Genomic DNA, 19,170 nt, shown 5'->3' on the forward strand with positions numbered 1-19,170 from the left:
TCAGGCTCCCAGGCGGCTCAGTTGGCCGTCAGCAAGTGGTCGAGCAGGCCGTGGATCATCGGGCCGTAGGGTGCGCGCATCGCCAGGTTGGACTCACCGACGGGGCTCTGCACCACCACCGCCTTGGCATGGCTGAAGGTACGGAAACCATAGACGCCATGATAGGCCCCCATGCCGGAATGACCGACCCCGCCAAAGGGCAGCGCCTCGAACAGCACATGGCTCATCACGTCGTTGATCACCACGCCGCCCGAGGTCGTGCGCTCCAGCACCTGCTCGCGCTCACTCGCGTCCTCGCCGAAATAATAGGCGGCCAATGGCCGAGGCTGCCCATTGACGTAGTCGATGGCCGTGGCGAAGTCGCGATAGGTCTTGATCGGCAACAACGGGCCGAAGATTTCCTCGCGCAGGACCTGCATCCGCTCATGGGGGTCGAGTACCAGGGTCGGGGCAATCTTGCGGATCTCACGGTCGCTCAGGTCTTCCTGCGCAGGGTTGATCTCCACCAGCCGCGCGCCCTTGGCCTCGGCATCGGCGAGGTAGCTCCGCAAACGGTCGAAATTGCGCGGATTGATGATCGAGGTGTAGTCCGCATTGCTGCGCAAGGTCGGGTACATGCCGCTGACGAAACGGATGGCCTCGCCGACGAAGTCCTCCAGCAACTCTTCCGGCAGCAGCACATAGTCCGGGGCCAGGCAGATCTGCCCGGCATTGAAGGTCTTCACCGTCAGGACCCGCTGTACCACGGTCGCCAGGTCGGCGCTACGGGAAACCAGCACCGGTGATTTGCCGCCCAGTTCCAGGGTTACCGGCACCAGGTTCTCCGAGGCGGCACGCATGATGTGCCGGGCCACCGACGTACCGCCGGTAAAGATCAGATGGTCGAAAGGTTGCGCGCTGAACAGCGCTCCGATCTGCGCATCGCCCAATACCGTGCAGAGCTCGCGTTCGTCGAAATAGCGCGCAATCAGTTCGTCGAGCAACGCTGAAGTGCGCGGCGTCAGCTCCGAGGGCTTGAGCATCGCCCGGTTACCGGCAGCGAGGATGCTTGCCAGCGGCCCGAAGGCCAGCACGATGGGAAAGTTCCACGGGCTGATCACCCCCACTACGCCCAACGGCTGATAGTCGACCCGCGCTTCGCAACCTGGGAACGGCGCCGGATGGGTATCCGACTGCATCCATTCGGCCAGGTGTTCGCGGCAATGCTTGAGGCTCGCCACCGATCCGGCGATATCGGACAGCAGGGTCTGCTCGCGACTGCGGTTGCCAAAGTCCGCGGACACCGCTGCGACGATGGCTTCACGGTTATCCAGCAACAGGGCAATCGCCCGGTCCAGGCGGTCACGGCGCAACTCCAGGCTCGCGGGCCCTTCGTCCAGATGGGCCTGTTTCATCCGTGCGAGCGCGGTGGCGAGTTGTTCGGCGGGGTTCGCTGTAGCGGGGTGACCGAGAATACTCATGGCGTGGGTTCCTGCTGAGGGAATTGTTATTAGCCAGTACTAATACCGGGCAAGCAGGCACCTCTGCCGACTCGCAGGGTGGAGTATGACAAAAAACAGAACAAAGGAAACCCATAGGTTTCCTTATTTTTAGCAGGCGGATGAATCGTTTTGTTTACCAGCAAACATTGGCTAAAGTCATCTATCAGCGGATTGTGTCGCACAAGTGATCAGCCGGAAGCCGCCGTCTTATGAAGGCCTGGACGATCGGTTCAAAATCACCAACCCCGTAAAATTGATTATATTTAATAACTTATATCTGGCGCCGCTCATCTGAGCAGCGCCTTGATGCCCCTTGCCTACCAGAGCGCCATCGTATAACTGACAATCAACCGGTTCTCATCCAGATCATTGCCAAAGTTCGATCGCACCGAGGCGTTGCGCCATTTGAGTCCCAACCCTTTCAACGTGCCGTCCTGCACCACGTAGGCAATGTCGGTGTTGCGTTCCCACTCCTTGCCCTCTCCCGGTGCTGCGCGTTGCACGTTGTCACCGGAAATGTAGCGGGTCATGAACGTCAACCCCGGCACGCCGAGGGCGGCAAAATTGTAGTCGTAGCGGGCTTGCCAGGAGCGTTCGTCGATGTTGGCGAAGTCGCCGATCTGGACGAAGTTGACCAGGTAGGGGTCGCTGCGACTGATGTACGGGAAAGGATCGTCGCCGCTCATGCGCTGGTAGCCCAGGCCCAGTGCATGACCGCCGAGACTGTAGGTGAACAGCGCGCCAAAGGCCTGGTTGTCGATATTGCGAAAATTGCCGTCCTCGGTGCTGCGCGAATAGCGCACGTCGCTTTTGAGTGATTGGCCGGCGCCCAGGTCCAGGGTGTGGACGAATCCGAGGTAGTTCTGCTGGTAGATGTCCTGCAGTTTTCCGTAGCGGTACTGCGCCGTGAGGTTGGGCAGGAACTGATAGTCCGCCCCGGCGAACTGGAACTTGTCACTGGTGCCGCCGATGCGGTTGGCGGTCATGTCCTGGTAATCGGTGGAATCGACGACATTGATCTGGGTGAACTGCCCGCCGGTCAGCTTCAATCGATCGATTTCCTGCACGTTCAGCAGCCCGCCCTTGAACGTCGCCGGCAACAGCCGCGTATCGTTGGAGCTCACCACCGGGTCCTTGATCTGCAGCGTGCCGGCCTTGAGGGTGCTGTTGGACACGCGCATCTTGGCGGTCAGGCCCAATTCGCCGTAGCGGTCTTGCGAACCTCCGGACAAATCCGCCGGCAGCAGGTTGGTGCCCGCCGTACCGCCACCCGAGTCCAGCTTGAAGCCGGCCATGCCCAAGACGTCCAGGCCGAAACCGACGGTGCCGGCGGTGTAGCCCGACTCCATCCGCAGCAGAAAACCCTGGGCCCATTCCTCGGCCTTGTCCCGTGAACCTTCCTGGCGAAAGTCGCGGTTGAAGTAGAAATTGCGCGCTTCGAGGCTGCCTTTGCTGTCGGCAATGAAGTCCGCATGGGCGGCCGGCACGCCGATCAGGCTCAGGCCGAGCACTGTCCCTATTGGGGCATATATCCGTTGGGGGGATTTGAACTGTTGCATGCGTGCTCCTTTTATCGGCGCGAGCGAACCCTCTCGGGGGGCTTGGCGGGCGCCTCGTTATTCTTGTGTGAAGACGTTGTCGTGGGGACACAGGCGCAGTCAGCTGCGTCGTCGGGGTGGATTCTTCGCGCCAGGGTTCGAAAGCGTCAAACGGGAAAAAAGCCCGGTCGGACATAAGAAAATTTGATGCGTTGAATGGCCCGATCTGGAGTAACAATTGCAACCATAAGAACAACACAAGCGCCAAGAGAGCCGTCATGAACCTCAAGTTCCTCGAAACCTTCGTCTGGGTTGCCCGCCTGCAAAGCTTCAGCCTGACCGCCGAAAAAATGTTCAGCACCCAGGCGGCGATTTCCAGCCGGATCGCCTCGCTGGAGGATGAGTTGGGTCTGCGCCTGTTCGTGCGGGATTCTCGTGGCGTGTCGCTGACGCCCGAAGGCTTCAAGGTGCTCAACTACGCCGAGCAGATGCTCGAGGTCCAGCGTGCGCTGAAACAGTCGCTGGACACCGGCAGCGCCCAGCAAGGCCTGGTGCGCATCGGCGTGATGGATACGGTGATCCACACCTGGTTGAGCCCGTTGATGTCGATGCTGATGCAGGCCTTTCCGGCGGTGGAAATCGAAATCACCGCCGACGCTGCGCGCAATCTGTGCGACCAGTTGCAGAAGGGTTACCTGGACATCGCCTTCCAGACCGACCTGGTCCGTCACGAAAGTGTGCGCAACCTCGAACTGGGGCACTACCCCATGCACTGGATCGCCGCCAGTCACTCGATCTACGCCCGGCCCTATGCGTCGCTGGCCGAAATGGCGAGTGAACGCATCATCACCTTCGTCAAGCAGTCACGGCCGCATCAGGATGTCCTCAACCTGCTGTACGCCCAAGGGGTCAACGCGCCGCGGGTCAGTTGTGTCAACTCGGTGTCGGCCATGACCCGGCTGATCCGGGACGGTTTCGGCATCGGTGCCTTGCCCGCCGCGTTGGTGGCCAAGCCCCTGGCAAGTGGCGAGCTGATCCAGCTCGAACCGGGCACTTCCCTGCCCCAGTTGAACGTCGTCGCCTCCTGGCGCGCGGGCGTGGGGCTGGAACTGATCGAGAGCATCGTCCAGATGAGCCGCCAGGTGGTGGGCCAATATGCCCTCGATGTCGGGCCCCAACGCATGGTGGCGGCGCCAGGCCTGAACAGCCCACTGTCCCTCGAATAACTTTTCTTTATCCGGGGGTACCAACATTCCTTGTTGGACGTCATCGCCTGGGTTTTCTAAAAAGGACTGACGAACCCATGGAGAACCTCGATGACCCCGTCAGCCCTGTCCTTTGAACAACTGCAGCAGAGCGATCCAATTGCCTTGCGCCAGAGCATCGCCGCCGGCCGCTATCAGGGCCATACCAGCGGCCTGGGCAAGGGCCGGGTGCAGGCCAATATCGTGATCCTGCCCGGCGATTGGGCCAACGAATTCCTGCGCTACTGCACCCTCAATCGCCAGGCTTGCCCGGTATTGGACGTGACCGAACCCGGCGATCCGTACTTTCGCAACCTGGGCAGCGCCATCGATATCCGCCATGAAGTGCCCCGCTACCGGGTTTTCCGTCATGGCGAGCTGAGCGAAGAACCGCTGGACATCGAACATCTGTGGCAGGAGGACATGGTCGCCTTCGCCCTGGGCTGTTCGTTCTCCTTCGAACAACCGCTGCTGGAGGCCGGCATTCGGCTGCGGCACATCGATCTGGGGCGCAACATCGCCATGTTCCGCACCAACATCGACACCCGCCCTACCGCCCGGCTCTCCGGCAAAATGGTGGTGACCATGCGGCCGATGAAAGCCGCCGCCGCGATCCAGGCGATCCAGATCACCGGTCGCATGCCCAATGTCCATGGCGCCCCGGTCCACATCGGCGACCCGTCGCTGATCGGCATCCAATCCCTGGACAGGCCGGATTACGGCGACGCCGTGCCGGTCGAAGCGGATGAGATCCCGGTGTTCTGGGCCTGCGGGGTGACACCACAGTCGGTGGTCCAGGCGTCTCGTCCACCACTGTGCATCACCCACGCGCCGGGCTGCATGCTGGTGACGGATTTGTGGAATAGTGCTTTGTAGGGAACGAACAAGGCTTATTGGTCAAGCCATCTATCCTGTGGGAGCGAGCCTGCTCGCGATAACGGTGTGTCAGGCACAATCAATATTGACCCTGCCGCCGCCATCGCGAGCAGGCTCGCTCCCACAGGGGTTTTGCGTCGCTCTTTCAACCCGACATGGACACCCGATGAACACCGCCCAACGATCGATCCAACATTACATCAACGCCAAGGACAGCAACCGCCCTCACCTGTTGGCCCAGGCCTTCACGGCCGAGGCCGTGCTGGACATGATCGTGCGCACCGGCTCGATCTCTTTTCCGGGGCACGTGGAAGGCCGCGAGGCCATTGGCGAAGTCCTGGTCAGGCGCTTTGGCCAGACGTTCGAGAACGTCTATACGTTTTGCCTGGGAGCCCCGCCGTCCGCCAACACCAAGGCGTTCCAGTGCAAATGGCTGGTGGCGATGTCGGACAAGCACAGCGGCGAGGTGCGAGTCGGTTGTGGTGTATATGACTGGCAGTTCGAGCCCGGGTCGAATAGGGCCGAACGACTGACCATCACCATCGAGCACATGGCAACCCTGCCGGCCGCCGATCTTGCGCCGGTCATGACCTGGGTCTCGGCGCTGGACTATCCATGGTGCGCTGTTCATGCGGTCATGAACAACATGCCGGATATAGCCGGGCTTCAAGCGGTGCTCCAGTATGTGGCGGCCGAAACGCTGTAATCGACTCATTGCCAACCTCAGCTCCAAGGAGCCGCCGACGTGAATATCAAGTTTCTGGAAACCTTCGTCTGGGTCGCTCGCCTGAAGAGTTTCCGGCTCACGGCGGAGAAGCTGTTCACCACCCAGGCGTCCATCTCCAGCCGGATCGCGGCCCTGGAAGACGAAATGGGCGTGCGGCTGTTCGTGCGCGACTCCAAAGGTGTGTCGCTGACCTCCGAGGGGCAGCGGGTGCTGGAATACGCCGAACGCATCATGGACACCATGCAGAGCATGAAGGCGGTGATCAAGGATCCGCGCCAGGTGCGTGGCCGGATCCGCATCGGCGCCATGGACACGGTCATCCACACCTGGCTCAGCCCGCTGGTGACACGCCTGATGGAATGCTATCCGGCCCTGGAAATCGAACTGTCGGCCGACACCGCGAGCAATCTGTGTTCCCAACTGGAGAAAGGCTACCAGGACATCATTTTCCAGACCGATATCCTGCGCCTGGACAGCGTGCGCAATGCATTGCTGACCCGTTATCCGATGCACTGGCTGGTACGCACCGGCTCGGTCTATGACCGGCAATACACCTCGCTGGAGGATCTGTCCCAGGAACGCATCGTGACCTTCTCACGCAACTCGCGGCCCCATCAGGACATCCTCAACCTGCTGCACTCGGCGAACATCGTTTCTCCACGCATCAACTGCGTGAACTCGGCCTCGGCCATCACCCGCCTGGTTCGCGACGGCTTCGGCATCGGCGCCATGCCGGCGGCACTGGTGCAGGGCGAACTGGCCCAGGGCACCTTGACGTTGATAAGCGGCGTACCGCTGCCCTCGGTGATGGACATCGTTGCCAGTTGGCGTACCGGCGCGGGCATGGAACGGGTGGAAGACATCGTCAGCCTGACCCGGGACGTGGTGGGTGAGTTCGTCGCCGCCCTGCCCGTGGGGTACCGGTTGGAGACGGAGTAGGCTCCTTATTTAGTTGTTAGCTGATACACCGCTATCGCGAGCAGGCTCGCTCCCACAGGGGGACTGCGGCGTACACAAACTCCCAGCCTGCCACAATCAATTGTGGGAGCGAGCCTGCTCGCGATAGCGGCGTATCAATCAACCCCGTCATCATAGCTTCACACCACTGCCCTACCGTGTGCGCCGATTGTTCCAGTCTCCTTCAATCGGTGAGCCGCTTACCTGATGCAAGCCCTCCTGAAAAAAACTCGAAGTGAAGCCCCAGTACACCTGCAACCGACCCATGACGATGCGATCAGCGTCCGATTCCTGACAAATACCGATATCCCTTCGTTATTGGCACTCGAACAAAGGAAATGGACCGACGACCAGCGGGCCAACGCGGCCATGCTGGCAAGCCGAATCGCAGCCTTCCCGACCTTGAGTGTCGGTGCGTTCTGTGCGCATACCGGTGCCGCACTGGCCTCCTTGTTCATGAAACCTACCCGACACGACGTCATTCACCATTGCTCGACCTGGGAGGACTGTGCCAAGCAACAGCGCGGCGATGAGTCGGCAACAACCGGCACGTTGTTCGGCATCAGCCTGAGCAGCATCGAACCGAAAGCCGCGAATGCGATCTTCGAATTCTTCTGGCCCTACGCACTCAAGCAGGGATGGTCGGACATCTACCTGGGCTCTCCCGTGCCAGGGCTGCGGGACTGGCGTTCGAAGAACCCTGGCATCACGGTCGCGCAGTACGTGCGCGGTCAACGCCAGGGGCTGCCGCTGGACCCACAACTGCGCTACTACTTCAAAAAAGGCTTTCGCCAGATCGTCGCCATCAAGGACAACTACTTTCCCCACGAGCCATCGCTGGATGTCGGCGTATTGATCCGGGGCAAAGTGCCGCTGTCGGGGCTTTCGTTCATCTGGAAGCGAATGCCGTTGCCCTGGTTGCAACGCATGAAAAAACTGGTCTTCGTGTGCCTATGAAGACCCTCTTCCAAGGCCCCGGCAGCAACCTGCCCAGCTATCTGTTCGTGGCGCTGTGCGTCGTGAACACGGCGGCAATCGTCTGGCTCGCAGGAAACGCGGCATTCGGATGGCTGGGGCTTGTGCCGCTGGTGATGCTTCAGGCGATCCTGATGATCGGTGTCCAGGAGATCAAGCACCAGGGTGTGCATCGCCAGTTCCTCGTCGGCACGCGCCTCAACGACGCGTTAGGAACGCTCGCGGCAGCGCTGTTCGGCGCCAATTTCGTCGGCTACCGCTACTTTCATCTGGAGCATCACCGCAAGACCTGCCAGGCCGACGATCCCGAAGGGCTGATGTATGAACAGTCATGGCGAACGCGCCTGATCTGCCTGCTGGGTCCCGTCGAGCAACTCTGGACGACCCTTTCCACCAATGCCATTTCCCGGCGCTATGTCCCGCCTCGTGAAGTCTGGCGCTGGCGCCGGAACAATGCCCTGATCATCGTGCTCATGGCCGCGCTGGCGGTGGGCATCCATGAGCTGCCGCGTCAGGTCATATGCGCCTGGCTGATCCCCTACTGCCTGTTTGCCTGGCTGGATTTCTGGCTGACCCAGGCCGAGCACTACGGTGTCGCGATCTCGGCCCAGGGTTCGCGTCGTGCCCCGGCGGACATCACCACGGACGTCTACCTGCCAACCTGGGTGTCCTGGCTCATCCTGCATCGCTCGCTCCATCGCACGCACCATGGTGCGCCGGCGACCCGCTGGTTCCATGCATACGCCAAATCGAAGGTGCTGGCAGAAACCCGGCCCGGCAGCGCGATGCAGCTGTCCACTTTCCTCGCAACCTGGATGCGTTTCGGTCCCCGACTCTGGAAGTAAGCCGTGAACAACCAAACCCATGACGGGGCTGTGCCCTTCCAGCCCTTCTGGAACGACACACCGATCAAGACCTATCTGTTCGATGCTTTTTCAGTGCTGCTGCCCGCGGGGGAACAATTCGTGATTTCGGTGGTGGAGTCAGCCGCGTTGCAACTGCAACAGCGCTCGACGCTGGCCGAGGATTCGCGCCGCTTTGTGGCCGAGGAACGCGCGCATCAGCGAGCGCACCGGCTCTACAACCAGCAACTGGAAAAGCAAGGATTCGAGGTCAGCAAGTACGAAATCGCAATCGAAAAAGACCTCGCGAGCGTGCAATCGAAGTTGTCGCTCAAGGCACAACTGGCCCTGGCCGCCGCGTTCGAGCATGTGACCGCGGTGATCTCCAGGGTCGCCTTGCGCCAGGGCGGCCTGCTCTCGACTGCAGAGTCTACGCAGACCCGCCTGTGGCGATGGCATTGCCGCGAAGAAGTGGCGCACCAGCACGTCACCACGGATCTGTTGCGGGCGTTGGGCATTCCTTACCGGCAGCGCATTTTCTGGTTTATGGCAGCGTCGGCACTCCTGGCCTTCGATGTCCTTCGTCATGTGCATGGCTTTGCCCGCCTCGACATCCAGCGTAGACGGGTCAGCGCCGGACAGGTGCGACGGGCAGCGGGTCGACTGCTGCTGCGCGATGGCATGAACCTGGGCTTGTTGGCCGTCGGATGGGGCGGCTACTTCTTGCCGTTGAAAGCCGATGCGACCGCGAACTGTCAGTGAACTGCAACATCTGCGACTTATTCTGGCCCCATACACCAGGGTTCAGCATGAATCGCTGGTCACGCATGCCGGGAATGATCCAAGGAACCCACCCATGAAAATAACGGTATTCGGAAGCGGTTACGTAGGGTTGGTGCAAGCCGCCGTGCTGGCCGAAGTGGGCCACGACGTGATCTGCATGGACATCGATGAGCAGAAAGTCGAAAGCCTGCGTCAGGGTCAGGTCAGCATCTACGAGCCGGGCCTGGCGCCATTGGTACGTGAAGGGCTTGAAGCTGGAAGACTGCATTTCACCAGCGATGAACGGCTCGCCGTGCAGCATGGGCAAGTGCTGTTTATTGCAGTCGGCACGCCTTCCAGGGAGGATGGATCGGCTGATCTGTGCCAGGTGATGGCGGTCGGTGAGGCTGTCGCCCGTTATCGCGAGCAACCGGTCCTGCTGGTGGAAAAATCCACCGTACCGGTGGGCACCGGCGACGCCCTGCGTGCCCACATCGACAAATGCCTGATCAAGGCCGGTCGCTTGCTGCAATTCGATATCGCCTCCAACCCGGAGTTTCTCAAGGAAGGCTCGGCGGTCGCCGATTGCCGCCGCCCGGATCGCATCGTGATCGGCTGCGAGCGTGATGAAGTGCGGGAAACCATGCGCGAGTTGTATGCACCGTTCAATCGCAACCACGACCGGGTCCTGTTCATGGACCTGCGCAGTGCCGAGCTGACCAAATACGCCGCCAACGCCATGCTCGCGACCAAGATCAGCTTCATCAACCAGATCGCGGAACTGGCGGAGCACCTGGGGGCCGATGTCGAGTCGGTGCGCCTGGGCATCGGTGCCGATTCACGCATTGGCTACCACTTCATCTACCCGGGCTGCGGCTACGGCGGCTCGTGCTTCCCCAAGGACATGCGCGCCCTGATCCACAGCGCGGAGCAGGCGCATTGTGCAAGCGATCTGTTGCAGGCGGTGGAAGCCATCAACGGGCGTCAGAAACACAAGTTGTTCGAGCGCATCAACGCGTTCTACCACGGCGATCTGCGCGGCAAAACCTTTGCGTTGTGGGGGCTGGCCTTCAAGCCGAACACCGACGACATGCGCGACGCACCGAGCCGCGTGCTCCTGGAATCGCTGTGGGCCGCGGGCGCCAGCGTCCGGGCGTTTGATCCGGAGGCGATGCAGCAAACCCAGCAGCTCTACCCTAACGAGTCGAAACTCATGTTGATGGGCACCCCGGAATCGGTCTTGCCGGGCGCCGACGCGCTGATCATCTGCACCGAGTGGCAGCCATTCAAGGCGCCGGACTTTGCGCTGATCCAGCAGCGGCTCAAGGCCGCGGTGGTTTTCGATGGCCGCAACCTGTACGACCCGGAACGCATGGCCGACAAAGGCTTTAGCTATTTTCCGATGGGGCGCGGGCTGTCATGTGATTTGCCCGTCGCACCGCAAGCTCGATTCCAGATGCCCCGAAGCGCTTGAGCACACCTTTACTTCAAAATAAATGATCTCAAGCAGCATTAATATGAATTTGTAAGCGGAGATGGCGGGCGTCACACTGTGCATCGTTCCTCCCCCAAATGTTGGAACACTTAAAGGGCTTTCAGGGATTCTCCCGTAAGCCCATTTTTTTGCTCGTTTTTTGGATTTCCGCTCGATGCTTTCTCGCTGGTTCCCCGCTGCCATCAATACCCGTCCCACCGAATGGAGCCGCGCCGCCATCGGCATGGCCCTGGGGGTCATGTTCAGTGTCTGGCTTTGCGGCCAGGTGTATGGCCTCGAAGTGGCGCAACACCTGATCGGCCCTCTCGGGGCATCGGCGGTGTTGCTGTTCGCGGTCTCTTCGGGCGCCCTCGCCCAGCCCTGGTCGATTTTCGGCGGTTACCTGTGTGCATCGGTCGTGGGGCTGCTGGTGGCCCACGTACTGGGCCGCACACTGGGCAGCGCCTGCCTGGCGGCCGGCATGGCGCTGGTGTTGATGTGCTGGCTGCGCTGCATTCATCCGCCGGCCGGTGCCCTGGCGGCGACGTTGGTGCTGGCGGACTCGTCCATTGTCGCCCTGGACTGGCAGGCTCTCGGCGCGGCCATGCTGGCAGGGTCCGCCCTGCTCGCCAGTGCGCTGGTCTACAACAACCTGACACGGGTGCGCTATCCGAAGCGGGCCAGCGAGCCGGTGGCCGTCATTCCCGCCGACCATCCTCCCGTAGACCGTCAGGCCATTACCGCCGAGGACTTGAAACTGGCACTTGCGGAAATGGAAGCATTCTTCGACGTAACCCCTGAAGATCTCGAACAATTGATCCATGCCAGCGAGCGAAATGCCAAGCGCCGCAGCATCACGGAGGTGCTGTCGGGTCGCGGTTGATCCTGTGGCTGCTATAAATATGCAGACAGGACCTGCACGTATGCCGGTTGTGCGAGGCAATTTTGCACTGTTACGATCCCGACCGGATACGCGCGACACAATTCATAAAGAACAATAAAAGCAGGGAGTTAGCGATGACTGCTCAGGTTTCATCCCAAGCCACAGGGATTGTCGAAGTCGTGGCTTCTGAGGTGTTGGTCGAAGTTCGCAACCACATTGGCCATTTGACCCTGAACCGCCCCGCCGGCCTCAATGCCCTCACCCTGGGCATGGTGCGCAGCTTGCAGCAACAACTCGATGCCTGGCTTGCCGACCCTCGGATCCACGCGGTGGTGTTGCGCGGTGCCGGGGACAAGGCGTTTTGTGCCGGTGGCGATATCCGTTCGCTCTATGACAGCCACAAGCAGGGCGACACGCTGCACGAAGACTTTTTCGTCGAGGAGTACGCCCTCGACCTGACGATTCACCATTACCGCAAACCGATTCTCGCTCTCATGGACGGTTTCGTCCTGGGCGGCGGCATGGGGCTGGCCCAGGGCGCGGACCTGCGGGTGGTGACCGAACGCAGCCGCCTGGGCATGCCCGAGGTCGGCATCGGTTACTTCCCGGACGTCGGTGGCAGTTACTTCCTGCCACGCATCCCGGGCGAGTTGGGCATCTACCTGGGCGTCAGCGGTGCCCAGATAAAGGCTGCCGACGCGCTGTACTGCGGTCTGGCCGACTGGTACCTGGAAAGCCGCAAGCTCGCTCAACTCGATGAGCGTCTCGATCGGCTGGAGTGGAGCGACATGCCGCTCAAGGACCTGCAGAGCCTGCTGGCGAAACTCGCCGTGCAGCGACTGCCGGCCCCACCTCTGGACGATCTGCGCCCGGCCATCGATCACTTCTTCGCCCTTCCCGATGTGCCGAGCATGGTCGAGCAACTGCGCCAGGTCACCGTTGCCAACAGCCATGAATGGGCGCTGCAAACCGCTGAGCTGATGGAAACCCGCTCGCCCCTGGCCATGGCGGTGACCCTGGAGATGCTCCGGCGTGGTCGGCACCTGAGCCTGGAAGACTGTTTTGCCCTGGAGCTGCACCTGGACCGGCAGTGGTTCGAACGCGGCGACCTGATCGAAGGCGTGCGCGCCCTGCTGATCGACAAAGACAAGAAGCCACGCTGGAATCCGCCGACCCTGGATGCGCTGGACGCGAACCGGGTGGCGGGTTTCTTCGACGGCCTCGACCACCACGGGAACTGAGTCCATGCACGACCTCGAACTGACTGACGAACAAGTGATGATCCGCGACATGGCCCGGGATTTTGCCCGTGGCGAAATCGCGCCCCATGCCCAGGCCTGGGAAAAAGCCGGGTGGATCGACGATGGCCTCGTGGCGAAGATGGGCGAACTGGGCCTGCTGGGCATGGTGGTGCCCGAGGAATGGGGCGGCACCTATGTCGATTACGTCGCCTACGCCCTGGCGGTGGAGGAAATCTCCGCGGGTGACGGTGCCACCGGGGCGCTGATGAGCATCCACAACTCGGTGGGTTGTGGGCCTGTCCTCAATTTCGGCACCGATGAACAGAAACAGATCTGGCTGGCCGACCTGGCAAGCGGACAGGCCATAGGCTGCTTCTGCCTGACCGAACCCCAGGCCGGCTCCGAGGCCCACAACCTGCGGACCCGCGCCGAACTGCGGGACGGCCAGTGGGTGATCAACGGCGCCAAGCAGTTCGTCAGCAACGGCAAGCGGGCGAAACTGGCGATTGTCTTCGCGGTGACGGACCCTGAGCTGGGCAAGAAAGGGATTTCCGCGTTCCTGGTGCCGACCGATACACCGGGGTTCATCGTCGACCGCACCGAGCACAAGATGGGCATCCGCGCCTCGGACACCTGCGCCGTCACCTTGAGCAATTGCAGTGTTCCCGAGGCCAGCCTGTTGGGTACCCGTGGCAAGGGCCTGGCGATTGCCCTCTCCAACCTCGAAGGCGGCCGCATCGGCATCGCGGCCCAGGCCCTGGGTATCGCCCGGGCGGCATTCGAGGCGGCCCTGACCTACTCGCGGGAGCGGGTGCAGTTCGACAAGCCGATCATCGAGCACCAGAGCATCGCCAACCTGCTGGCCGACATGCAAACCCACTTGAACGCCGCCCGCCTGCTCATCCTCCACGCCGCCCGCTTGCGCAGCGCTGGCAGACCCTGCCTTTCAGAAGCCTCCCAGGCGAAGCTGTTTGCCTCGGAAATGGCCGAAAAGGTCTGCTCCTCGGCGATGCAGATACATGGCGGGTACGGCTACCTGGAAGACTATCCGGTGGAACGCTACTACCGCGATGCGCGGATTACCCAGATCTATGAAGGCTCGAGCGAGATCCAGCGGATGGTCATCGCCCGGGAATTGAAGAACTACCTGGTGTAAAAGCATCGCGAGCAGGCTCGCTCCCACAGGGTCCGATGGTGCACGCAAATGCTGCGTACCCCACAGATCCCATGTGCGAGCCTGCTCGCGATAGCGGTCTGTCTGTCACAGAAATGCTGAATGTGCCGCCCCCTTCGCGGGCAAGCCCGCTCCCACAGGGTCCGATGGTGCACGCAAATGCTGCGTACCCCACAGATCCCATGTGGGAGCGAGCCTGCTCGCGATAGCGGTATGTCTGTCACAGAGATACTGAATGTGCCGCCCCCTTCGCGGGCAAGCCCGCTCCCACAGGGTCCGATGGTGCACGCAAATGCTGCGTACCCCACAGGTCCCATGTGGGAGCGAGCCTGCTCGCGATAGCGGTCTGTCTGTTGCTCCGGCGATCAATCGTAGAACGGCTCAACCAAGGTCCGGCTGCCAACGAAGAAACTGTCCGCCACCAGTCGCAGCGGTTGCAGGTCCAGGTCGCTGGCTTTGTCGGCAATCAGTTGCTGGAAATGCCGATACACCGCCGCATACTCACCCTCTTCCGAAACCGCTTGGGGCACGCCGTCGATGCTCAGCAGGGCGCCGCCGTTGTCCAGTCGCAAGGTGCCTTCGGCGCAGCGGATCTCGATGCTCCAGAGTTCATCATGGCCGTGGTCGAAATCGAACTCCGCACGGATGTCGAGGTGACGGGCGTCAGACATCCGGATGCTCGCGGCGATAGGCGACTGGCAGTTCTCGGGAACCCGCAGTTGCGCCGACTCGACAAACAGCGACAGCGGCAACAGATGGGTCGCGATCGACAAGGCATTGATGCCGGGATCGAACACGCCGAGGCCACCCGGTTGCCAGATCCACGCCTGACCGGGATGCCATTTGCGCACATCTTCCTTCCAGTCGATCTGCACGCTTTGCAAGGTGCGGGTGGCCAGCCAGTCCCGCGCGGCTTCGATCCCGGGTGCGTAGCGCGAATGCCAGGCGAACAGCGCACTGACGCCCTGCTCCCCGGCCTGGCTCACCAGCGCCATCGCCTCGCCGAGGGTGGCGCACGGCGGCTTCTCCACCAGCACATGTTTGCCGGCGGCCAGCGCCTGCTCCACCAGCGCGAATCGACCCTGGGGCGGCGTGCAAAACGCAATCGCATCGACATGGGGACCACTGGCGAGCAGCTCGCCCAGGGACTTGAAGTTCTCTACCCCGGCGCAGGGCTGCCCTTGCGTGGCCACAGCCACCAGTTGAAACGCGGGGTTGGCCTGGATGGCAGGCACATGTTGATCCTGGGCAATCTTGCCGTAGCCCACCAGACCGAGACGAATCGGTTGCATCTAGGACTCCTGAATTTTTGTACTTGTGATCGGCCAGCAAACTAGACGTAAAACGCCTGGCAGACAATAGTGATGCGCGTCACAGATCAAACGGGCGCCTGAGCCGCCGAAGGGGCTTTTTCTCGCATAAACGCTTATAAAGCGGGCAGGAATTCGCGGAAGAAAGCTTTACCTCTACATGGACCCCCAGGAGCCGTCAAAAATGAGCACCACCGAGCAAGTACAAGGTACCGGCAAATACAGCGCCAAATGGCAGGAACGCTTTGATTTCTTCAATACCTACGGCGCGCCGAACGACCCGCGCCACAGGGAAGCCTTCAAGGCGCTGCCGGGTTTCAAGAAAAAGATGCTGATCAACGCCAACGTGATCGCCTTCTTCTTCGGCCCGATCTACCTGTTCGTCCTGGGGCTCTGGAAGAAGAACCTGGCCATGATCGGCATCATTCTTGGGATCAACATTGCAGTGAGCGTGATTCTGGGAATCCTGGGCATGGAGTCGCCGAGGGCGTTGGATACAGGACTGAGCATCGCGTTTTCGATGAGCTACGCGATCATGACCAACTACGCGTACTACCTGAAAGAAGTCAAAGGCGAGCAAAGCTGGAACCCGTTCGAAGGCATGCGCTTCTGATCGCAGCTTACGGCCGGTCAAGAGCCCGCACCTCGCCATGAGATGCGGGCTTTTTTGTGATCGGGACGAATATCGGTGTCGAACTTCCTGGACGACCGCTTGTTCAAAAGGAAAGACCGCTGAGGATCCGGCGAGGTCAGCGCCCTGCTCTTCGATGCTCATACCCCTGATTACTAGGTGGTCTTTGTAAGGCTATGGCATGATGCCCTAGTACTTTCCCTGATGAGAGACTGGTTGTGTCAGAGATTCCCCTAGTGGTGTGTGATGACTCCAACATGGCCCGTAAGCAAGTTTTACGGGCGTTGCCGGCGGATTGGCCGGTTTCCATCACCGAGGCCAGTAACGGCCGCCAGGCGATGGAGGCCATACGCAAGGGATTGGGCCAAGTGGTGCTGCTCGACCTGACCATGCCGGAGATGGATGGTTACCAGGTGTTGAGCGCCCTGCGCACCGAAGGATTGAAGGCACAAGTCATCGTGATTTCCGGTGACGTCCAGGAGGAAGCGGTACGCCGCGTCAGTGAACTGGGCGCGCTGGCGTTCCTGAAAAAGCCTTTCGACGAAAACGAACTGCGCCAGACCCTCAGCCGCCTGGGCCTGCTGACGAAAGCCGGGGCCACCCCGCCGCCGCAGCGTTCGGCAAGCAACACCGCCATCAATTTTCACGATGCGTTCCGCGAGACAGTCAACGTGGCCATTGGTCGGGCCGCCGCCCTGATCGCCAAGGTCCTGGGCGTCTTCGTGCAGTTGCCGGTGCCGAATGTGAACGTCCTCGAAGTCGGTGAGCTGCACATGGCGCTCACCGATGCCGGCAGCTCCCAGCAGCTCACCGCCATCTGCCAGGGCTTTATCGGCAGTGGCATCGCCGGAGAAGCCCTGTTGATGTTCCATGATTCGGAAGTCGCCGATATCGCGCAATTGATGCAGCGCCAGAGCGCCGATTATTCGGACCTGGAAATGGTGCTCGACCTCTCCAGCGTGCTGATCGGCGCTTGCCTGAGCAGCATTGCCGAGCAGATCGACGTGGTGTTCTCCCAAGGTCACCCGCAGGTGCTCGGTCAGCATGCGGCGATCGACGAACTGATCCGAGTCAATCAGACACGCTGGAAAAAGACCCTCGCCGTGGAAATCAGCTACAGCCTGGAAGGCCACGACATTCGCTTCGACCTGTTATTGCTGTTCACGGAAGACTCAATCGAGCGGTTGACCCACAAACTCGCCTACTTGATGAGCTGAGCCATGAACAATACTGTTGATCTGAACGAATTCCACTGGTTGCTGGCGATTGTCCAGAGCATCGACGTCGGCGTGGTGGTATTGGACCGCGACTATCGGGTCCAGGTCTGGAACACGTTCATGGAGAACCGTTCCGGGGTCCAACCGAAGGACGCCCATAACCAGCATTTCTTCAGCCTGTTTCCCGAAGTCGACCAACAGTGGTTCAGCCGCAAGGTGGAAAGCGTCGCCGCCCTGGGCACGCCGGCTTTCACCGTCTGGGAGCAGCGCCCCTACCTGGTGCGGTTCAAGAACTACCAGCCGATCACCGGCCACGAAGAGTTCATGTTCCAGAACACCACCCTGCTGCCGCTGCGCTCCCCCGACAGCAAGATCAACCATATCTGCCTGGTGATCTATGACGTCACCGACGTCGCCACCAACCGCCATCAGCTCCAGGCCGCCAACGCCCAGTTACAGCTGCTGTCCAGCACCGACCGGCTGACGGGCCTGTACAACCGCGGGCATTGGGAAGAAAGCCTCAAGGCCACGTATGCCCGGCACCAGCGCTATGGCAATAACTCCAGCCTGGTGATGTTCGACATCGACCACTTCAAGCGGGTCAATGACACCTACGGTCACCAGGCAGGCGACAAGGTCATCGAGCAAGTCGCTCGCCTGGTTCGCGAGCACGTGCGCGACTCTGACGTGGCCGGGCGTTATGGCGGTGAAGAGTTCGGCGTGGTGCTGTCGGACACCGACAAGACCGGGGCACGGATGTTCGCCGAGCGTCTGCGCAAGTCCGTCGAAGAGATGGCGGTGCAGTTCGGTGACCAGGTCATCCGTTTCACCATCAGCCTGGGGGTGGCCGACTTGAGCCAGCCGTCGCACAGCCACGCCGACCTGATCGCCTGGGCGGACGAGGCGTTGTATACGTCGAAGAAAACCGGGCGTAATCGGGTGACGGTGCGCGAGTAACCGTCATATCCCCTGCTGGCTTCTCAACGCACCAATGATGAAGGCGTGAAGGCTGTTCACTGCCTTCGAGCCGCGAGAGGCCCGATTCCGAAGAACCGACACCTCCATCGGCTGTATGCCGCCCAGGTCATGCTCGTTGCCGAGTACTTGCAGTGAGGCCGGGACACTGCACTGGGTGATAGCGGCAATGGCAATCCCACCCTCCACCGCCGCCACTTGGCCCGCAAGGCTGGAGCTGTTGTAGACCACCTTGTAACGACGGCCCTGCAGCGCTAATGAGTCGACGGCATTACGCCGGGCAAGGCTGGCACTTTCGTAGACCGCGATAGGGATGGGATCTCGCCGCCAAAGCTCGAACTGAGGCGAGCCCACCCACACCATCGGTTCCTTGAACAGAAAGGTGCCCCGCTGGGGTGAATCCCGGGAAACCAGGGCCAGATCCAGCTCGCCGCTCATCACCCGTGGAATCAGGGTCGTCGACTGTTCGCAATCCAGCTCTATTTCCACGCCCCCGTATCGGGGAGCGAAGCGCTTGAGCACCGGCGTCAGGTACTTGGCTGCATAGTCCTCGGCAACGCCAAGACGGATACGCCCAGTCAGTTCCTCGCCGTGGAAGGCGGCCTGGGTTTCGGCATGCAGCGCAACCATGCGCCGCGCATAGCCCAGAAGCGTCTGTCCGTCGAGGGTCAGTTGCAGATGCCTCGGGCCGCGACTCAGCAACTGCCGCCCAAGCGCTGTTTCCAGTTTCTTCATCTGCATGCTCACGGCGGACTGTGACCTGTGCACCTCAAGGGCCGCGCCGGAAAGCGAACCTGCGTCCACTACTGCAACAAAGCACTTGAGCCAGTCCATCTGCAAATCGCCGGAAGGCATGTCCACGA

18 protein-coding genes are annotated in these 19,170 nt (G+C 61.2%); 14 read left to right on the forward strand and 4 right to left on the reverse strand.

Features of this window, described 5'->3' with window-relative positions; genetic code table 11:
• Positions 1-17 precede the first annotated feature (17 nt).
• Together LOY67_RS13920 and LOY67_RS13925 are read right to left on the reverse strand one after the other, a co-directional pair.
• Entirely contained in the window at positions 18-1,460 is a 1,443-nt protein-coding gene (locus tag LOY67_RS13920) for a coniferyl aldehyde dehydrogenase (protein WP_265063031.1), read from the reverse strand.
• 338 nt (positions 1,461-1,798) lie between these two features.
• A complete protein-coding gene (locus LOY67_RS13925; RefSeq protein WP_265063032.1) occupies positions 1,799-3,040 on the reverse strand; it encodes an OprD family porin in 1,242 nt (413 codons plus the stop codon).
• Positions 3,041-3,297: 257 nt separating this feature from the next.
• On the opposite strand from LOY67_RS13925, the gene LOY67_RS13930 reads away from it, so the two are divergent.
• The 11 genes from LOY67_RS13930 (at position 3,298) to LOY67_RS13980 (ending at position 14,156) form a co-directional block, all read left to right on the forward strand.
• Positions 3,298-4,245 carry a LysR family transcriptional regulator gene (locus LOY67_RS13930; RefSeq protein WP_265063033.1) on the forward strand — a complete coding sequence of 316 codons (948 nt, stop codon included), beginning with the start codon at positions 3,298-3,300 and terminating at the stop codon, positions 4,243-4,245.
• 90 nt (positions 4,246-4,335) lie between these two features.
• Positions 4,336-5,139: a putative hydro-lyase gene (locus LOY67_RS13935; RefSeq protein WP_265063034.1), complete on the forward strand. Its 804-nt coding sequence runs from the start codon at positions 4,336-4,338 to the stop codon at positions 5,137-5,139.
• Between the two features lie 166 nt (positions 5,140-5,305).
• Entirely contained in the window at positions 5,306-5,845 is a 540-nt protein-coding gene (locus LOY67_RS13940; protein WP_265063035.1) for a hypothetical protein, read from the forward strand.
• 39 nt (positions 5,846-5,884) lie between these two features.
• Positions 5,885-6,805 (forward strand): LysR family transcriptional regulator, encoded by a 921-nt coding sequence (locus LOY67_RS13945; protein WP_265063036.1) that lies wholly within the window; start codon positions 5,885-5,887, stop codon positions 6,803-6,805.
• A gap of 225 nt (positions 6,806-7,030) precedes the next feature.
• Entirely contained in the window at positions 7,031-7,780 is a 750-nt protein-coding gene (locus LOY67_RS13950) for a hypothetical protein (RefSeq protein WP_265063037.1), read from the forward strand.
• Complete coding sequence (locus LOY67_RS13955) at positions 7,777-8,643, forward strand: fatty acid desaturase family protein (protein ID WP_265063038.1); 867 nt, start codon at positions 7,777-7,779, stop codon at positions 8,641-8,643. Before LOY67_RS13950 ends, LOY67_RS13955 begins: the two co-directional genes overlap by 4 nt.
• Before the next feature lie 3 nt (positions 8,644-8,646).
• The gene (locus tag LOY67_RS13960; RefSeq protein ID WP_265063039.1) at positions 8,647-9,402 is read left to right on the forward strand and encodes a metal-dependent hydrolase; all 756 of its coding nucleotides are present in this window, start codon (positions 8,647-8,649) and stop codon (positions 9,400-9,402) included.
• A gap of 94 nt (positions 9,403-9,496) precedes the next feature.
• On the forward strand, positions 9,497-10,876 hold the full coding sequence (locus LOY67_RS13965) for a UDP-glucose dehydrogenase family protein (protein WP_265063040.1): 1,380 nt from the start codon (positions 9,497-9,499) through the stop codon (positions 10,874-10,876).
• Between the two features lie 175 nt (positions 10,877-11,051).
• Positions 11,052-11,759 carry an HPP family protein gene (locus LOY67_RS13970; RefSeq protein ID WP_265063041.1) on the forward strand — a complete coding sequence of 236 codons (708 nt, stop codon included), beginning with the start codon at positions 11,052-11,054 and terminating at the stop codon, positions 11,757-11,759.
• Positions 11,760-11,893: 134 nt separating this feature from the next.
• On the forward strand, positions 11,894-13,000 hold the full coding sequence (locus LOY67_RS13975) for an enoyl-CoA hydratase/isomerase family protein (RefSeq protein ID WP_265063042.1): 1,107 nt from the start codon (positions 11,894-11,896) through the stop codon (positions 12,998-13,000).
• 4 nt (positions 13,001-13,004) lie between these two features.
• Positions 13,005-14,156 (forward strand): acyl-CoA dehydrogenase family protein, encoded by a 1,152-nt coding sequence (locus LOY67_RS13980; RefSeq protein WP_265063043.1) that lies wholly within the window; start codon positions 13,005-13,007, stop codon positions 14,154-14,156.
• 383 nt (positions 14,157-14,539) lie between these two features.
• On the opposite strand, the gene LOY67_RS13985 is transcribed toward LOY67_RS13980, so the two are convergent.
• A complete protein-coding gene (locus tag LOY67_RS13985) occupies positions 14,540-15,466 on the reverse strand; it encodes a Gfo/Idh/MocA family protein (protein ID WP_265063044.1) in 927 nt (308 codons plus the stop codon).
• Between the two features lie 202 nt (positions 15,467-15,668).
• On the opposite strand from LOY67_RS13985, the gene LOY67_RS13990 reads away from it, so the two are divergent.
• From LOY67_RS13990 to LOY67_RS14000, 3 genes are all read left to right on the forward strand, one after another.
• A complete protein-coding gene (locus tag LOY67_RS13990; protein ID WP_265063045.1) occupies positions 15,669-16,097 on the forward strand; it encodes a DUF2628 domain-containing protein in 429 nt (142 codons plus the stop codon).
• Between the two features lie 236 nt (positions 16,098-16,333).
• Positions 16,334-17,332, forward strand: coding sequence for a response regulator (locus tag LOY67_RS13995; RefSeq protein WP_265063046.1), 999 nt, complete (start codon positions 16,334-16,336; stop codon positions 17,330-17,332).
• 3 nt (positions 17,333-17,335) lie between these two features.
• A complete protein-coding gene (locus tag LOY67_RS14000; RefSeq protein WP_265063047.1) occupies positions 17,336-18,289 on the forward strand; it encodes a sensor domain-containing diguanylate cyclase in 954 nt (317 codons plus the stop codon).
• A 3-nt stretch (positions 18,290-18,292) separates the two neighbouring features.
• Here the strand turns inward: LOY67_RS14000 and LOY67_RS14005 are convergent, their stop codons facing one another.
• Positions 18,293-19,162, reverse strand: coding sequence for a LysR family transcriptional regulator (locus LOY67_RS14005; protein WP_265063048.1), 870 nt, complete (start codon positions 19,160-19,162; stop codon positions 18,293-18,295).
• Between the last annotated feature and the right edge of the window lie 8 nt (positions 19,163-19,170).

It is taken from the genome of Pseudomonas sp. B21-056 (assembly GCF_026016325.1).
In the GTDB taxonomy this organism is placed as follows: domain Bacteria; phylum Pseudomonadota; class Gammaproteobacteria; order Pseudomonadales; family Pseudomonadaceae; genus Aquipseudomonas.